Origin of the sequence: Chromobacterium sinusclupearum, from assembly GCF_002902845.1 — a bacterium.
GTDB classification, from domain to species: domain Bacteria; phylum Pseudomonadota; class Gammaproteobacteria; order Burkholderiales; family Chromobacteriaceae; genus Chromobacterium; species Chromobacterium sinusclupearum.
The window spans coordinates 66086-81407 of sequence record NZ_PPTF01000098.1; the positions used below are offsets into that span (position 1 = coordinate 66086).

16 protein-coding genes are annotated in these 15322 nt (G+C 64.1%); 6 read left to right on the top strand and 10 right to left on the bottom strand.

Features of this window, described 5'->3' with window-relative positions:
• Positions 1–12 precede the first annotated feature (12 nt).
• Positions 13–834, top strand: coding sequence for a class I SAM-dependent methyltransferase (locus C2134_RS20075; protein WP_103321835.1), 822 nt, complete (start codon positions 13–15; stop codon positions 832–834).
• A gap of 21 nt (positions 835–855) precedes the next feature.
• On the opposite strand, the gene C2134_RS20080 is transcribed toward C2134_RS20075, so the two are convergent.
• Entirely contained in the window at positions 856–2484 is a 1629-nt protein-coding gene (locus tag C2134_RS20080) for a methyl-accepting chemotaxis protein (RefSeq protein WP_103321836.1), read from the bottom strand.
• Positions 2485–2704: 220 nt separating this feature from the next.
• On the opposite strand from C2134_RS20080, the gene C2134_RS20085 reads away from it, so the two are divergent.
• Positions 2705–3526 (top strand): HDOD domain-containing protein, encoded by an 822-nt coding sequence (locus tag C2134_RS20085; protein ID WP_043627388.1) that lies wholly within the window; start codon positions 2705–2707, stop codon positions 3524–3526.
• A 138-nt stretch (positions 3527–3664) separates the two neighbouring features.
• Here the strand turns inward: C2134_RS20085 and C2134_RS20090 are convergent, their stop codons facing one another.
• From C2134_RS20090 to C2134_RS20120, 7 genes are all read right to left on the bottom strand, one after another.
• Positions 3665–5539 (bottom strand): ribonuclease catalytic domain-containing protein, encoded by a 1875-nt coding sequence (locus tag C2134_RS20090; protein ID WP_103321837.1) that lies wholly within the window; start codon positions 5537–5539, stop codon positions 3665–3667.
• 368 nt (positions 5540–5907) lie between these two features.
• Entirely contained in the window at positions 5908–6687 is a 780-nt protein-coding gene (locus C2134_RS20095; protein WP_043628196.1) for an outer membrane protein OmpK, read from the bottom strand.
• A 247-nt stretch (positions 6688–6934) separates the two neighbouring features.
• On the bottom strand, positions 6935–7252 hold the full coding sequence (locus C2134_RS20100; protein ID WP_103321838.1) for an MGMT family protein: 318 nt from the start codon (positions 7250–7252) through the stop codon (positions 6935–6937).
• On the bottom strand, positions 7252–7902 hold the full coding sequence (locus C2134_RS20105; protein ID WP_103321839.1) for an MBL fold metallo-hydrolase: 651 nt from the start codon (positions 7900–7902) through the stop codon (positions 7252–7254). The genes C2134_RS20100 and C2134_RS20105 overlap by 1 nt, the downstream gene beginning before the upstream one ends.
• Positions 7903–8219: 317 nt before the next feature.
• Entirely contained in the window at positions 8220–10130 is a 1911-nt protein-coding gene (locus C2134_RS20110) for a B12-binding domain-containing radical SAM protein (protein ID WP_103321840.1), read from the bottom strand.
• Between the two features lie 87 nt (positions 10131–10217).
• Complete coding sequence (locus tag C2134_RS20115; RefSeq protein WP_071108744.1) at positions 10218–10574, bottom strand: carboxymuconolactone decarboxylase family protein; 357 nt, start codon at positions 10572–10574, stop codon at positions 10218–10220.
• Positions 10571–10789 (bottom strand): YgaP family membrane protein, encoded by a 219-nt coding sequence (locus C2134_RS20120; RefSeq protein ID WP_103321841.1) that lies wholly within the window; start codon positions 10787–10789, stop codon positions 10571–10573. Before C2134_RS20120 ends, C2134_RS20115 begins: the two co-directional genes overlap by 4 nt.
• A 103-nt stretch (positions 10790–10892) precedes the next feature.
• Between C2134_RS20120 and C2134_RS20125 the strand changes: the two genes are divergently transcribed.
• The 4 genes from C2134_RS20125 (at position 10893) to C2134_RS20140 (ending at position 12737) form a co-directional block, all read left to right on the top strand.
• Positions 10893–11207 (top strand): ArsR/SmtB family transcription factor, encoded by a 315-nt coding sequence (locus C2134_RS20125; protein ID WP_199180008.1) that lies wholly within the window; start codon positions 10893–10895, stop codon positions 11205–11207.
• A gap of 2 nt (positions 11208–11209) precedes the next feature.
• Positions 11210–11638: a YeeE/YedE family protein gene (locus C2134_RS20130; RefSeq protein WP_103321843.1), complete on the top strand. Its 429-nt coding sequence runs from the start codon at positions 11210–11212 to the stop codon at positions 11636–11638.
• 3 nt (positions 11639–11641) lie between these two features.
• The gene (locus C2134_RS20135) at positions 11642–12055 is read left to right on the top strand and encodes a YeeE/YedE family protein (protein WP_103321844.1); all 414 of its coding nucleotides are present in this window, start codon (positions 11642–11644) and stop codon (positions 12053–12055) included.
• A gap of 91 nt (positions 12056–12146) precedes the next feature.
• Positions 12147–12737, top strand: coding sequence for a c-type cytochrome (locus tag C2134_RS20140; protein WP_158248835.1), 591 nt, complete (start codon positions 12147–12149; stop codon positions 12735–12737).
• A gap of 146 nt (positions 12738–12883) precedes the next feature.
• Here C2134_RS20140 and prfA read toward each other — a convergent pair whose 3' ends face one another.
• Both prfA and hemA read right to left on the bottom strand, forming a co-directional pair.
• Positions 12884–13960, bottom strand: coding sequence for a peptide chain release factor 1 (gene prfA / locus C2134_RS20145; RefSeq protein ID WP_103321846.1), 1077 nt, complete (start codon positions 13958–13960; stop codon positions 12884–12886).
• Positions 13960–15213, bottom strand: coding sequence for a glutamyl-tRNA reductase (hemA, locus tag C2134_RS20150; RefSeq protein ID WP_103321847.1), 1254 nt, complete (start codon positions 15211–15213; stop codon positions 13960–13962). The genes prfA and hemA overlap by 1 nt, the downstream gene beginning before the upstream one ends.
• Positions 15214–15322: the final 109 nt, after the last annotated feature.

Here is a 15322-nt window from a genome sequence, read left to right on the forward strand (position 1 = left end):
AGGAGGCCTGCCATGAGCCTGATTCCCGAAATCAAACCCCAGCAATCGCTGGAGCTGCTCAAAGAGCTGCACATCGTCACCCGCGACGGCAAGATCAACCAGGACACCCGCCGCAAGCTGAAGCAGGTCTACCACCTGTATCAGTTCATCGAACCGCTGATGGCCGACGTGCTGGAGAAAAAGGGCGCGATGACGCTGGCTGACCACGGCGCCGGCAAGTCCTACCTCGGTTTCATCCTGTATGACCTGTTCCTGAAGGACAAGGCCGCGGGCCATGTTTACGGCGTGGAAACCCGGCAAGAGCTGGTAGACAAATCGCGCGCGCTAGCCGAGCGCCTGGGCTTCGAGCGCATGGGCTTTCTGAACCTGACGGTGGAGCAGTCGATCACTTCGACCGAGCTGCCGGAGCAGGTGGACATCATCACCGCGCTGCACGCCTGCAACACCGCCACCGACGACGCCATCCGCTTCGCGCTGGCCAAGGACGCGCAATACATCGTGCTGGTGCCGTGCTGCCAGGCCGAGGTGGCTTCGGTGCTGCGCCAGAAGAAAAACGAGACCTTCGGCAAGACGCCGCTGTCCGAGCTGTGGCGCCATCCCATCCACACCCGCGAATTCGGCAGCCAACTGACCAATGTGCTGCGCTGCCTGCAGCTGGAGGCGCGCGGCTACCAGTTGACGGTTACCGAGCTGGTGGGCTGGGAACACTCGATGAAGAACGAGCTGATCATCGCCAAGAAAACCGGCAAGGGCAAAGCCAGCGCGCGCGAGCGCCAGCTGGCCATTCTGGAGGAACTGAACCTGATGGACCTGCGCGAGCGCTTCGCCTACTGACCGCCATGGGACCGGCGCCGCTTACAGCCGGAAGCGCGCCGTGACGCTTTGCAGCGCGTGCGACAGCGCGTTGAGCTGGCTGGACGTGGTGGCCAGCTCTTCCACTGTGGCGCTGTTGGACTCCGCCATTTGCGATACCTGCTCCATGTTCTGAGCCAGGCTCAGGCTGGCGGTGCGCTGCTCGCCCAGCGCGCCGGTGATGGTGGAAATGGTATCGACGATGGACAAGGTGCTGCCTTCGATCTCGCCCATGGAGTCGCTGGCCTCGCGCGCGCTGCCGCTGACGGTTTCCACGCTGGACAAGCTCTGCTCCATGCTGCCCACCACCTTCTCCACCCCTTGCTGGATGGCGGAAATCATCTGCGTGATTTCCTGGGCCGAGCTGGCGGTGCGCTCGGCCAGCTTGCGCACCTCGTCCGCCACCACTGCGAAACCGCGGCCCATCTCACCGGCGCGCGCCGCCTCGATGGCCGCATTCAGCGCCAGCAGATTGGTCTGGTCCGCCACATCGCGGATCACCGTGACGATATTGCCGATGCGCTGCACCTCGCCGGTCAGCGTGCGCATTTCTTCCGATGTCGCAGCCACCGCCTCGCTGACAGAATGAATCTTGCCGACCGAGGCCTGCACCGCGCGTCCGCCGCGCGAGGCCAGCTGGCCGGCCTCCTTGGCCTGGCGCGCCGCCGCCTCGGAGTTATCCGCCACATGGTTGATGCTGACCGTCAGTTCCTCTATGGTGGCGGCCGCCTCCGCCGTGGCCTCGGACTGGCGCTGGGCGCCGGTGGCCACTTGCTGCGCCATGCTGGCCAGCTCATGGGCGGAGTCCGACACCTGGCTGGCATTGTTTTGGATGCTGGAAACCACCTCCCGCAAACCCTTGCGCATGTTCTGGATATTGCGGGCGATTTCCACCGCCTCATCGCGCGACTCCGGCAAGGCCTCATCCGCGCCGCTCAGGTCGCCCTGCTCGATATGCCGCACCAGCGCCACGGATTTGCGCAAGGGCGTGGTGACCAGATTGGCGATGGTCAAGGCGATGGCCACGGCCACCAGCACCGCCAGTCCGGCGGAAACCAGCATGATGGACAAAGCCTGGCTGTACGCGGATTTGCTTTCGTCCAGCGCCTGTTGCACCTTGTCATGCTGATAGGCGGTCAATTCATCCAGCTGCTGCAGGAAGGCGTCGATGCTGGGAGCGAAGCGTTTTTCCAGAAAGGCCTGGGCTTCAGCGTTCTTGTTGGCTCTGGCCAGCGCGTACAAAGGCTCATATAACGGCGTCAAGGCCTCGCGCGCCTGGATGGCTTTGGCGAAGACTTCCCGCCCCTTCGGGGAAACCAACGCTTTGTCCAACTCAGCCAACACGGCGGTATTCTGCGTCTTCAAACCCTCGATCTTGGCAATGCTGGCCTCGATGTCCGACGCTTTCGTCTCGATGATCGCATCGCGCATCAATCTGGAGATATTCAAGGTGGAGACGATCAGCTTGTTGCACATTTCCACCTTGGGGTAGCGATTGCCGGTGATTTCTTCCTGCCTGTCTCGTATCGCATTCAACTTGAGAATGGCGGAAATCACGATGGCGATCAGAATCAGAATCAGCAAGCCATAGCCTGCCAGTAGCTTTTGCTTGACGGTAAGCTGGGATAGCATGGTTTCCTCTCCGATACGCCGGCGGCACATTCCTCAGGGCGTGCTTAGCACCGCGTACTACCACGCCTGTCAGCTTGCAACATAGTCGCTAGGCGGTGGCGGCGCAAAATAAAACCCCTTGCCGCCTATTCGCAACGACGGGAAATGGCGCATTCCCCCTTACTTTCACAGAGCCATTGCCTAAGCTCAAACCAGTGACCGAGCAAACGGGAGAGTGCGGATGCAAGTGGCGGAGATCTTCGACAAGGCGTCGGGCAAGCTGCCGATGGTGCCCAAGGTGGTGCAGGAGCTGATGGCCAGCTTCCACCGCAACGACATCAATATCGGCGAAATCACCAATATGGTGATGCATGACCAGGTGCTGAGCGCGCGCGTGCTGCGGCTGGCCAATAGCGCCCGCTTCGGCAGCAGCCGGCGCATCGGCTCGCTGGACGACGCCGTGGTGCTGCTGGGCTTCGACAACCTCCGGGTGCTGGTCATCGCTTCCGGCATCACCGGCGCCACGCTGGGCATCACCGGCTTCGACATGAAGGCTTTCTGGCTGCGCTGCTTCGCCATGGCCAATACCTGCAAGCTGTTGGCCAAGCTGTGCGGACTGGACCCGCAGCTGGGCTATACCTGCGGCCTGCTGTCGAATATCGGCGAACTGGTGCTGTTCGTCGCCGTGCCGGAACAGGCGCAGCAGATCGACCGCATCGTCGCCGGCGGCACCGACCGCATCGCGGCGGAGCGCATGCTGCTGGGCATGGACCTGACGGTGTTGGGCGCCGAACTGGCCCGGCGCTGGAATTTCCCGGACGAAATCCAGGAGGCCATCCTGAACCAGCACGATCTGCTGAACGAGGACGCCTCGCCGTTCGCGCTGCTGTTAGGGTTGACCAGCTGCATCGTCTCCGGCTTCCGCCACGGCATGCCGACCGAAGACATGCTGGCCAGCCTGCCGGAACGGGTGCTGGAGCGGCTCAATCTGGACAGCGAGCGCATGGAAGCCTCGATCGAACAGCTGCAGCAGGCCAGCACGCTGGTGGACGAATTGTTCTAAGGGCCGCATTCCGGCGCCGCTGGCCTTGGCAACAAGAGCATGGCGGCCCGCCGCCTCTCTTGAAGCGCCGCTAAGCGCCGACGCAAAAACGCCGCCGGGCCTCACGGCGCGGCGGCGTTGTCTCGCAGTGATGAGGGATCAACCCTCCTCGTCGTCGGTTTCCGCCTCGACATGGTCCAGGCGGCCGGTGTAGCGCAGTTCTACCTCCTGCGTCAGCAAATCCACCTTCACCACCGACAGCTGCACGCGGTCGCCGCGGGCGAGTTCCGGCAAGCCCGGGATGCGCAGGCGCAGCGGCAGGCCATCGATGCGCACTAGGTCTTCCTTGATCACGGTGGCGGTCGGCGCGGTGATGTTTTCCTGCAGCAGATACTTCAGGCACCAGTAATGCTCCATCTTGTCCTGGAAGGACAGATAGGCGCCGTAGGTGGCGTCGAAATCGCGCAGGATGGCGAACAGCATGGCGTCGCCCTGAGGGAACAGCGGCTTCTCGCCGCGTATCATCGCCGCCAGCTGGCGCTGGTTGATGAAGTCGCTGGCGCGCCTGAGCGGCGAGGTGCTCCAGGCGTACTGCGCCACGCCCAGGCCCATGTGCGGCTCCGGGCGGGTGGTCATGCGCACCTTGCCCATGCTCTGGGCGCGGTACATGGCCGGAATGTCGGCCTCGGCCAGCATGCGGCCCCACTCGCTGTTGGCCAGGATCATCAGCTCGGACACCAGCTTGTCCATCGGCGCGCCGCGTTTGCGGATGGTGATGGTTACATGGCCATCGCTCACGTCGATGTTGTAGTCGTGCTGCACCGGGCGCGTCGGGTCGTATTTGCCGCGGCGCTTCTCCAGCGCCTCGGCGAACTGCCACAGCCACACCAGCTCGCGCTTGAACGGGTAGTCCACGCCCGGATCGTTGGCCAGCGTCTCTTCGTTGAACACCTGCTCCAGCTCGGCATGGCGCAGGTTGGCGGCGATATGGACTTTTTCGATGCGGTTTTCAAAGGCCACCGGCTCGAATTCCGGCGTCACTTCGGCATACAAGGAAAACGCCGGGCAGTCGCGGCCTTCCTGCAGCGTGAACGCCTGCACCACATCGTCCGGCAGCATGGTGATCTTGTCGCCGGGGAAGTAGGCGGTGGACAGGCGCGACAGCACCATCTTCTCGATGTCCGAGTCCACCGGCACGCCCAGCGTGGGCGCGGCGATGTGGATGCCGACGCGCTTGTTGCCGTTGGGCAGGTCTTCCACCGACAAGGCATCGTCGATTTCGGTCGTGTTGGCGTCGTCGATGGAGAAAGCGCGCGCGCTGGAAACCGACAGCTCCGGCAGCGCGTCCGGCGGGGCGTACTTGCCGAAGCCGGCGCCTTTGGGGAAGTACTCCATCAGGAAGCCGGCCATCAGGTAGTCCGGCACCGACGGGATGCCGCCCACCTTGTCGGCCAGCCGCAGCGGCGGCAGGCCGGTTTCGCGCGAGGCCTGGTCGAAAGCCTTGAATTCCAGCGTGTTCTTGTCCGGCTTCCACAGCAGCTGCATCAGTTGTGAACGGATGGCTTCCGGCAGCGCGCCCGCCTTCAACTCAGACACCCAGCCGTCGATCTGCTCCTGCTCGCGCTTCTTGCGTTCGATGCCGGCCAGCGCGGCCTGCAGCGCATCCTGCGGCGCCTTCTTGTAGCGGCCCTTGCCCTTCTTGTAGAAGTACATCGGCGCGCCGTGCAGGCGGCCGATCAGCGCGGCGGCCTCGACGGCGGACGGCTCATGGCCGAAGTAGTCGGCGGCCAGATCCTGGTAGCCGAATTCGTCGTCCGGGCTGCATTCCCACAGGAAATCCAGGTCGATGTCGGCCGCCAGCTTGTCGGCGGCCGGCAAAAAGTCCGCCAGCGGCGAATTGAATTCCAGGAACACGTTGGCGCTTTTGATCTTGGCGCGCTTGCCGTGCTGGGTATCCACCTGCAGGCTGGCGTCGCTGCGCGACACAATGCTGCCAACCTTGAAACTGCCGCTTTCTTCGTAAAAAACGTTCATCAAAACATGCCAGGCCGTTGAATTTAAGGGCGGATTATAGCAGTTCGCCCCACCTGCTGGCGCGGCATCTTGCCTAGGGGCTGTTGACGTTTGGTGAGCGGTCGAGCCGGGATGCATTTTGTGACGAATCGAGGCGTTTCGCGCGCCGCATAGTCATTCTCTGCCAGCGCGGAACAACGAAGAGTCTGCGCGAAAGGCGCCCCGCCCTGCGGGTTTGGCGTAGCTCAAACGCGATCCACTCACCAAACGTCAACAGCCCCTAGGCGCGCGGCAGATTCAAAAAACAAGACCCCCGCGCAAAGGCGGGGGCAGACAGGGGCGGCAAGCCGCCAGCCAAGGCCCGCATTGGGCGGCCTTGGCGCTTCTTATTAGAAGTTGTACTTGACGGTGTAGATCATCGCGTTTTCGTTGCCGGCGATGCCCAGCTTATTCACAGCGTAGCGGTACTGCAGGCCAGCGGTGAAAGACTTAGTCGGGTTCCACCACAGGGAAACCGCGCCATTCTGGCCAGTGCGCTTCTGCACGGTGCCGCCCGGCTGAGCCACAGTGGTAAAGTAGTCGGAGCGATCAAACTCGGTTTCATGCCACTGGGTCACGGCAAACGGCTGGCCGAAAGCGGTGAAGTCGAAGCCTGCCACGTAACCGGCCATCCAGCCGTTACGATGGGCGCCAGTTTGCCATTTCAGTTCTTGGTGCATGCCCAGGAACGGCTTGAACCATACTTTGCCAAAGGACAGGTCGGTGCCCAGACCCAGCACGCGGTTCTGATCGAAGAAGTTGTAGCCACGAGTATCGTATACGTGGGTGTACAGCTTAACCGGCACGCCGCCTACATCGGTGATGTTGAAACGCGCAACTACCTTGGTGGTGTAGCGACGATCGCCAGCCGGCATTTCCTTGTCGTTACGGTTCCAGTTTTCCAGATCGAAGAAACCATACAGATCGCCCCAGGAACGGCCCATGCCACCTTCAGCTTCCAGATACTGGAAGTTGCGTTTGGCGCCAAACGGCGCAGCCTGAGTCTTTTCCAGCGTGCTATCAGACCAGTTCAGCTGGTTGAAGCTGACATTGCTGAAAGTGTAATCGGCGTGAGCCAGAGTAGAGGCGGCCAACAAAGACAAGGCCAGCAGCGACTTGCGAGTATTCATTTGTTTCACCAGACTATTTTCGTGTAGTAAGCAGCCGACAAGCGTCGGCGAGCGCCGCGCAGAATAGTCTCTGAAATGGCCTTGTGCAAACGATTTGTCACACTTCTGTCGCTTTTTTGCAAAGAAATTTGTTTTTTCTGTAGCGAAATGACGTCAGAATTACAAATTGTTGGCTTAATGCCACACGAGATTATCTCCACGTGGAGATAAGTATCTGAGCCAGCGCCGCTTTCTGGTTTGTTTCAGGTCAAACTACCTCGCCCGACCACTCGCAAATCCGCATATCGACTTTGCCATTGACATGGAATGCCACATCCTCCTCCTCCAACAACACGCGCTGCCAGTCGGCCTGCTCGCTGCCGGGACGGGACAGCCGCCCGCCGGCGCCGACCACGCGGTGCCAGGGCGCGGAAATGCCTTCCGGCAAATGGCCCAGCAGGCGGCCCACATGGCGCGAGTGACGCGGATAACCGGCCAACTCCGCCAGCCGGCCGTAGGTGACGACACGCCCAACCGGCACTTGCGCAAGCAGCGCCAACACGCGGCGGGCGAATTCCGGCGGCATCAGCGGTAGCGCGGATCGGCGACGTAGGGGTTGTCGCGTTTCTCCGCGCCTATCGTGGTGAGCGGACCGTGGCCGGGGATGACCACGGTGTCGTCCGGCAGGATGAACAGCTTTTGCTGAATGGCGTCTATCAGCTGCTGATGGTTACCCATCGGGAAATCCGTGCGGCCGATCGAGCCCTGGAACAGCACGTCGCCGGCCACCAGCAGGCCGGCCGCCGGGCTGTAGAACACCACGTGGCCCGGCGTGTGGCCGGGACAGTGGATCACCTGCAGCGTTTCCTGGCCGATGGCGACGGTGTCGCCCTCTTCCAGCCAACGCTCCGGCGTCAGCGGCTCGCTGCGTGGGAAGCCGAACATCTGCCCTTGGGTGGGCAGCTGGTCCAGCCAGAAGCTCTCGGCGCGCTGCGGCCCTTCGATCTGCACGCCCAGCGCCTCCGCCAGCTTGGCCGCGCCGCCGGCGTGGTCGATGTGGCCATGGGTCAGCAGCAGTTTCTCCACTGTCAGGCCCTGGCTATCCACCCAGGCGCGAATCCGCTCGATGTCGCCGCCGGCGTCGACAATGGCGGCCTGGCGGCTGACGCTGCACCACAGCACGCTGCAGTTCTGGGCAAACGGGGTGACCGGGATCACGTGATATTTCAGGGCCATGGCAATGCTCGCGGACAAAAGTCGGAATCTGACATTCTGGCATGGCCGCCCGGGTTTGGGGAGGGGCGGCGGAGACGGTGCGGCCGGATAACGCGGGCAAGGCCTTATGGCCTACCCGCCCTACAAGACGAACCCGGCCGGGACAGCTAGGGAGGAACCCCGTAGGGCGGATGCCCCGCTAGCGGGGCGATCCACCGAACCATATCGACAAGGGAACGGCGGCAAAGGCGTAACTCCGGGCCTTAGCCGGGATTCCGCCCTACGGGGAAAAGGGCGCGACGGGAAGGCGGATCGCCCGGCCCTGCCGGGCATCCGCCCTACTGGTAGAGCGCCCGCTCGATGAAGTTGCGCGGCACCTTGGGCTTGGGCACGCGGATATCGAACCAGCCGCGCACGTCGCCATCCAGGCCGATGCCGTGCATGAAGTTGTACAAAGCCTTGTTCAGGCCCCGGCCCATCAGCTCGTGATCGGTGCCGGTGGGGTCGATGAAGCCGACATCGTTCTTGGCGAAGTTACCCGGCGGCAGCGGCACCAGCTGCACGCCGTACTCTTCCGGGTTCTGTCCCACCGGCGAATGCACGGTGCAGGCGAAGCGGTGGAAGAAGCCGGACTGGATGCAGCCGGTGTCGAACAGCTGGCGCACGTATTCCAGCGCGTCCACCGTGTCCTGCACCGTCTGTGTCGGGAAGCCGTACATCAGATAGGCGTGCACCAGCACGCCGGCCTCGGCGAAGCCGTGGGTGACGCGCGCCACCTGCTCCACCGATACGCCCTTTTTCATCAGCTTCAGCAAGCGGTCCGACGCCACTTCCAGGCCACCGGAAATGGCGATGCAGCCGGATTCGGCCAGCAGCTGGGCCAGCTCCGGCGTGAAGGACTTTTCGAAGCGGATATTGCCCCACCAAGAGATGGACACCTTGCGCCGCAGCAGTTCCTCGGCCAGCGCCTTCAGCATCTTGGGCGGCGCGGCTTCGTCCACGAAGTGGAAGCCGGTCTGGCCGGTTTCGGCGATGATGGCCTCGATGCGGTCCACCAAGAGCTCGGCCGACGCCGTCTCGTAGCGCGAGATGTAATCCAGCGTCACGTCGCAGAAGCTGCACTTCTTCCAGTAGCAGCCGTGGGCGATGGTCAGCTTGTTCCAGCGGCCGTCGCTCCATAGCCGGTGCATGGGGTTGAGCATGTCCAGCAAGGACAGGTAGCGGTCTATCGGCAGGCCGTCCCAGGTCGGCGTGCCGGATTCGGAGAACGGCACGTCGGCTTCCTGCATGTTGACGTAGCGCACCGCGCCGTCCTGGCGCAAAAAGGTGCGCGCCAAGCGGCTGACGCCGCGCTTGCCTTCGAGATGCTCCATCAGCGCCAACAGCGGCTTTTCGCCATCGTCCAGCGTGACATAATCGAAATAGTCGAACACGCGCGGCTCGGCCAGCTCGCGCAGCTCGGTGTTGACGTAGCCGCCGCCCAGGCAGATCTTGATGTCCGGCCGGTGGCGCTTGATAGTTTGGGCGATGCGAAAGGCCGCGTACACCGCGCCGGGAAACGGCACCGAAATCAGCACCAGCTGCGGCTGGTGCCGATCCATCGCCTCTAGCGTCAGCGCGGCCAGGGTGTCGTCCACCCAGTTGGGTTCGGCCGCCAGCGCGCGGGCCAGCGGATCGAAGGTCGGTTGCGACAGCGCCAGGGATTCGGCGTAGCGGACAAACTCGAAGCGCGGGTCCACCGCCTCGCGCAGCACGTCGGCGATATCGTTCAGATACAGCGTGGCCAGGTGGCGGGCGCGGTCCTGGGTACCCAGCGCGCCGAAGGCCCAGGCCAGCGGATCGCCGCCGTCCGGATCGTCCGGGTCCACGTACACGTCCAGCGCGGCGAAGCGCGGCCCTTCCGGCAGGTAGTTGCGGCCGGCGATGCGGTAGGACAGCGTGGCGTCGCGGCCCTGCAGGAAGCCGATCACCGCGTCTATTGTCGCGGCGTAGCGCTCGTAGGAGATGTCGAACTGCATCATGCAGTCCGTGCGCTGGTGCATCGGGATGCGCCGCACATGCTCGCGCAAGGTGGCCATGCCTTCCCTGGAGAACAGCTTCAACACCAGCGCCAGCGCCAGGTCCTCCTGGAAGGCCGCCACGCCGCGCGAGCGCAGAAAGCCGGTGAGGTAGGCGGTGGACGGGTAGGGCGTGTTCAGCTGCGTCATCGGCGGGATGAGCGACAGCACGCGCAGGGAAGAAACAGACATGGGGCGTGAAATCCGGCTGTGGTTCAAAAAGCATAGCCGGGCTTGCGCCCGGCCATGAAGAATTGTCCCACAGCGGACGATGCGAGACTAGGCGTGCTTGGCGCTGAACTGCTCAAAGGCGGCCAAAGCGTTGGCGGAATACATCAAGGACGGCCCGCCGCCCATATACACGGCCATCGCCAGCGTCTCTTCCACTTCTTGCTTGGTGGCGCCCAGCTTGACCAGCGCCTGGGCGTGGAAGCCCAGGCAGCCATCGCAACGCGCGGCCACGCCCAGCGCCAGCGCGATCAGCTCCTTGGTTTTCTTATCCAGCACGCCGTCTCGCGTGGCGGCGCGGGCCAGATCGTTGAACCCCTGCATGACTTCGGGCGCGTCGGCGCGCAAGGTAGCCAGGTGCTTGGAGATGGTTTGGGTCAGCTCGGGATAGTTGACATCACCGCTCATGGTTTTTGCTCCGGTTGGGATGGGGACGACGAGGCGCGGCAACTGGACCAGCCAAATGGCAAATAGGCCGGGCAGAAGCGGAACAAGCCGGTTGCCAGCGGCACCAGGCCCAGCCACCCCCACGGGCCGATCACGCCGATCGCCGCGCCGACAATCAGCGCCGCGCCAACGGCAACGCGCAGCGCTCTATCCAAACCGCCCACATTGCTTTTCATATCTGCCTCCTGTTCCGATGCGCCATCGAGAAAGTTGATATCTTGATTTATATAATATCAATTGATATATTGAAGTCAAGCCACAACACTGCAAAGCTTCGCCATGGATACACCCGTTCTTGCCCTTTCCGACATGCGCCAAGCCGCCGGCCAGGCCTGCGGCCTGCTGCGCGCGCTGGCCAATGAAGACCGCCTGCTGCTGTTGTGCCAACTGAGCCAGGGAGAAAAATCCGTCGGCGAGCTGGAGGAGATGGTAGGCATCCGCCAGCCCAGCCTGTCGCAACAACTGGGCGTGCTGCGCAATGAGGGCCTGGTGGCCACCCGACGCGACGGCAAGCGCATCTTCTATTCCGTGGCGGACGCCAATGCCCTGGCCGTGCTGGCCACCTTGTACCAACTGTACTGTCCCAAGGAGTGAGCATGGCGCTGGACTGGACCCATTTCACGCCGTGGAGCGCCCTGGCCGGCGGCGCGCTGATCGGCCTGGCCGCCGCCTGGCTGATTGTGCTGAACGGCCGCATCGCTGGCATCAGCGGCATCGTCGGCAGTCTGCTGGCTCCCGGCGCAGACAAAGGCTGGCGGCTGGCCTTTGTCGCCGGTCTGGTGCTGTCGCCGTGGCTGTACCGCGTGTTTGCCGCACCGCCGGACATCATCGTCGACAGCCGGCCGTGGCTGCTGATCACGGCTGGCTTGCTGGTAGGCTTCGGCACCCGGCTGGGCGCCGGCTGCACCAGCGGACACGGCGTATGCGGCCTGGCGCGCCTGTCGCCGCGCTCGCTGGCCGCCACGCTGACATTCATGGCGGCCGGCTTTGCCGCCGTCTGGCTAGTCCGTCATTTCGGGGGATAAAACATGAAGCGCATGATAAGCGCCGCGCTGGCGGGACTGATCTTCGGCAGCGGCCTGATCATGGCCGGCATGGCCAACCCGGCCAAGGTGCTGGCTTTCCTGGACATCACCGGCCGCTGGGATCCTTCGCTCGCGCTGGTGATGGCCGGCGCCATCGCCGTGGCGCTGCCGGCCTTCGCCTGGGCTAAACGGCGCGAGCGCTCGCTGCTGGGCGAGGCCATGCAGTTGCCGACATCGCGCCGCGCCGACCGCCGCCTGCTCGCCGGCAGCCTGATCTTCGGCATAGGCTGGGGGCTGGCCGGCATCTGCCCCGGCCCGGCGCTGGTGCTGGCCGGCAGCGGCCTCGCCGATGGCCTATTGTTTCTGTTGGCCATGCTGGCCGGCATGGCGCTGCACAGTCGGCTGCTTGACTCCTAGCGCCAAACAATCATTGGCACAACCGGAACACCACGACAAGCACGCCGCCCGCCTCTATACCTGTATCAGATCGAGACTTGATGGAGGCTCCATGCACACCGCCCGCATGATCATGACCGGATGGCTGGCGCTGGCGAGCGCGCTGGCCTGGTCCGCGCCGCCCCAGCTGGCGCAGCAACTATGCGCCGCCTGCCATGGCATTGATGGCAACGGCCCGCCGCCGACGCCCAGGCTGGCTGGCCAGCAGGCCGATTACATCGCGCAACAGCTGGACTGGATGCGGCTGGGCCAGCGCGATGACGGCGGCGCGCACAAAGCGGCGTGGGATCGATTGAAGAACGATGCCGACATCCAGGCCGTCGCCCGCTACTACGCCGCGCAAAAACCCGCTCCGCAGCCGGCCAAGTCGGCCGATCCGGCGCTGCTGGCCAGCGGCCGCAAGTTGTATACCGAGGGCAACCTGGCCGTGGGCGCGCCGCCTTGCTTCACCTGCCATGGCGAGCAGGGCGAAGGCGGCAGCGCCGCGCCGCGGCTGGCGGGCCAGCACGCCGCCTATCTGGCGCAAAGAATGAAGGTATCCGACACGCCGCAGCCGCCGGCGCGGATGGAGATGCAGGAAATCCTGAAAACGCTGAGCCAGGACGACGTCAAGGCGCTGCTGGCCTATATGGCCACGCTATAGACGGGAAAAAGAAAAGGCCACCCAGCGGCGGCCCCAAGTTTCGGAGAAAAACGGGCTCCGGCCTACACTGGCCAAGAACATGCGGGCCATGCGGCCCGCCGTTTTCCGGGGGTGATTCTAACGCCGACAAACCCCAGCGGCAATCCTCAATCGCCCAGCGCCGCCAATAGCTCGGCCTGCTGTTCGGCGATCAGCGCGTCGGTCAGCTCCTGAAGATCGCCATCCATCACCTGATCCAGTTTGTACAGCGTCAGATTGATGCGGTGGTCGGTGATGCGGCCTTGCGGGTAGTTGTAGGTGCGAATGCGCTCGGAGCGGTCGCCGGAGCCGATCAGGCTCTTGCGCTCGGCCGCTTCCTTCTGGTTCTTCTCACGCAGCTGGATGTCGTAGATGCGCGCCGCCAGCACCTGCATGGCGCTGGCCTTGTTAGCGTGCTGCGAGCGGCCGTCCTGGCACTCGGCGACGATGCCGGTGGGCAAGTGGGTGATGCGCACCGCCGAGTCGGTCTTGTTGATATGCTGGCCGCCGGCACCCGACGCGCGGAAGGTATCGATGCGCAGATCGGCCGGGTTCAGCACCACTTCGGCAATCTCGTCCGCCTCCGCCATCACCGCCACGGTGCAGGCGGAAGTGTGGATGCGGCCCTGGGTCTCGGTAGCCGGCACGCGCTGCACGCGGTGGCCGCCGGACTCGAACTTCAGGCGCGAATACGCTCCCTGGCCGATTAGCCGCACAATCACTTCCTTGTAGCCGCCCAGGTCCGACTCGCTGGCGGAAACGATCTCCACCTGCCAGCGGTTGCGCTCGGCGTAGCGGGTATACATGCGCAGCAGGTCCGCCGCGAACAAGGCCGCCTCGTCGCCGCCGGTGCCGGCGCGCACTTCCAGGAAGATGTTCTTGTCGTCGTTGGGGTCCTTCGGCAGCAGCAGCTTTTGCAGCTCGATATCCAGCGCCGCCAGCTTGTCCTTGCCTTCGGCGATTTCCGCCTGGGCGAATTCCTTCATTTCCGGATCGGCCAGCATGTCTTCGGCGGCGGCGATATCGCCCTCGCACTGCCGATAGGCGGCGAAGGTTTCCACCACCGGCGTCAGCTCGGCGTGTTCGCGGGTGAGTTTCCGGAAGGCCTCCATGTCCTGGGTGGCCGTTTCACTGGCCAGCAGGTGGGTCACCTCTTCCAGACGGTCGGCCAGCTGCGCGAGCCTGGCCGCAATAGACGCTTTCATTACGACTCCGGGTGTAAACGGTAAAGCCGCGCGATGGTTTGCACCTGCGCGTCATGCTCCGCGCCGCTGCCCGAGGACAAAGCCTGGGTCGGCGGGTGCATCAGTTTGTTGGTCAGCTGGACGGACAAGGCCTCCAGCACTTTTTCCGGCGCGTCGCCGCGCGCCAGTTGTTTCATCGCGCCTTCCAGCGCGTGGCGGCGGGTGCGCTCCGCCTCGTCGCGCAGGGCGCGGATCAGCGGCACGGTTTCCCGCTTCTTCAGCCAGTCGTTGAACTCGGCCACCCGGCTCTGGATGATGGACTCGGCCTCGGCCGCGGCCTGCTGCCGCGCCTCCTTGCCCACCTCCACGATGCCGGCGATGTCATCCACGCTGAACAGGAACACATCGTCCAGCTTGTCCACCTCCAGCTCGATGTCGCGCGGCACGGCCAGGTCCAGCATGAACATGGGACGGTGGCGGCGCGCCTTGATCGCCCGCTCCACCATGCCCTTGCCGATGATGGGCAGCTGGCTGGCGGTGGACGTCACCACCACGTCGTAGCGCGACAGCGATTCCGACAACTCGGCCAGGGTGATGGCGTTGCCGCCAAACTGCTCAGCCAGCCGCTGGCCGCGCTCCAGCGTGCGGTTGGCCACGGTGATACAGGACGGATTGCGCGCGGCGAAGTGCGTGGCCACCAGCTCGATCATTTCCCCGGCGCCGACGAACAGCACGTTCAGCTCGCTCACCGAGGGGAAAATCTGCTCGGCCAGCTTGACCGCCGCCGCCGACATCGACACCGAACTGGCCCCCACCGCGGTGCTGGAACGCACCTCCTTGGCCACCGCGAATGTGCGCTGGAACAGCCCATTCAACAGGGTGCCCAGCGTGCCGGCGCTTTCCGCGCTGCGCACCGCGTCCTTCAGCTGGCCTAGAATCTGCGTCTCGCCCAGCACCATGGAATCCAGCCCGGACGCCACGCGGAAAGCGTGGCGCGCCGCCTGGGAAGCCTCCAGCCGGTACAGATATGGCTCCACCTCGGCGCGGCTCAGCCCGTGAAACTGGCATAGCCAATCCAGCGCGGCATGCGGGTCCGGGCTTAGGCAATAGATCTCGGTGCGATTGCAGGTGGAGACGATAGCCGCCTCCCGCGCGGCCTGCGAGGCCACCAGACTATCCAGGGCGTGCGGCAGGGTTTCCGCCGGGAATGCCAGCTTCTCCCGTATCGACAACGGCGCGGTGTGGTGGTTGAGTCCGAGGGCAAGCAGATGCATGGGCGAACAATGCCGCAGACGAAAACAGGACATTTTAGCCTAACTGGGTCGCGCCGTCCCGCGCTTGCCCCTGGTCCTTGGCTTCCCTTCTGCAGTCACCTGCGAAAGA

Excerpts from the sequence above, each read along its gene's own strand:
- C2134_RS20130 (WP_103321843.1), top strand. The coding sequence starts at position 11,210 with ATGGCGCTGGACTGGACCCATTTCACGCCGTGGAGCGCCCTGGCCGGC.
- C2134_RS20095 (WP_043628196.1), bottom strand. The coding sequence starts at position 6,687 with ATGAATACTCGCAAGTCGCTGCTGGCCTTGTCTTTGTTGGCCGCCTCT.
- C2134_RS20080 (WP_103321836.1), bottom strand. The coding sequence starts at position 2,484 with ATGCTATCCCAGCTTACCGTCAAGCAAAAGCTACTGGCAGGCTATGGC.
- C2134_RS20110 (WP_103321840.1), bottom strand. The coding sequence starts at position 10,130 with ATGTCTGTTTCTTCCCTGCGCGTGCTGTCGCTCATCCCGCCGATGACG.
- C2134_RS20115 (WP_071108744.1), bottom strand. The coding sequence starts at position 10,574 with ATGAGCGGTGATGTCAACTATCCCGAGCTGACCCAAACCATCTCCAAG.
- C2134_RS20125 (WP_199180008.1), top strand. The coding sequence starts at position 10,893 with ATGGATACACCCGTTCTTGCCCTTTCCGACATGCGCCAAGCCGCCGGC.
- C2134_RS20140 (WP_158248835.1), top strand. The coding sequence starts at position 12,147 with ATGCACACCGCCCGCATGATCATGACCGGATGGCTGGCGCTGGCGAGC.
- C2134_RS20090 (WP_103321837.1), bottom strand. The coding sequence starts at position 5,539 with ATGAACGTTTTTTACGAAGAAAGCGGCAGTTTCAAGGTTGGCAGCATT.
- C2134_RS20120 (WP_103321841.1), bottom strand. The coding sequence starts at position 10,789 with ATGAAAAGCAATGTGGGCGGTTTGGATAGAGCGCTGCGCGTTGCCGTT.
- C2134_RS20105 (WP_103321839.1), bottom strand. The coding sequence starts at position 7,902 with ATGGCCCTGAAATATCACGTGATCCCGGTCACCCCGTTTGCCCAGAAC.
- C2134_RS20075 (WP_103321835.1), top strand. The coding sequence starts at position 13 with ATGAGCCTGATTCCCGAAATCAAACCCCAGCAATCGCTGGAGCTGCTC.
- prfA (WP_103321846.1), bottom strand. The coding sequence starts at position 13,960 with ATGAAAGCGTCTATTGCGGCCAGGCTCGCGCAGCTGGCCGACCGTCTG.
- C2134_RS20085 (WP_043627388.1), top strand. The coding sequence starts at position 2,705 with ATGCAAGTGGCGGAGATCTTCGACAAGGCGTCGGGCAAGCTGCCGATG.
- C2134_RS20135 (WP_103321844.1), top strand. The coding sequence starts at position 11,642 with ATGAAGCGCATGATAAGCGCCGCGCTGGCGGGACTGATCTTCGGCAGC.
- C2134_RS20100 (WP_103321838.1), bottom strand. The coding sequence starts at position 7,252 with ATGCCGCCGGAATTCGCCCGCCGCGTGTTGGCGCTGCTTGCGCAAGTG.
- hemA (WP_103321847.1), bottom strand. The coding sequence starts at position 15,213 with ATGCATCTGCTTGCCCTCGGACTCAACCACCACACCGCGCCGTTGTCG.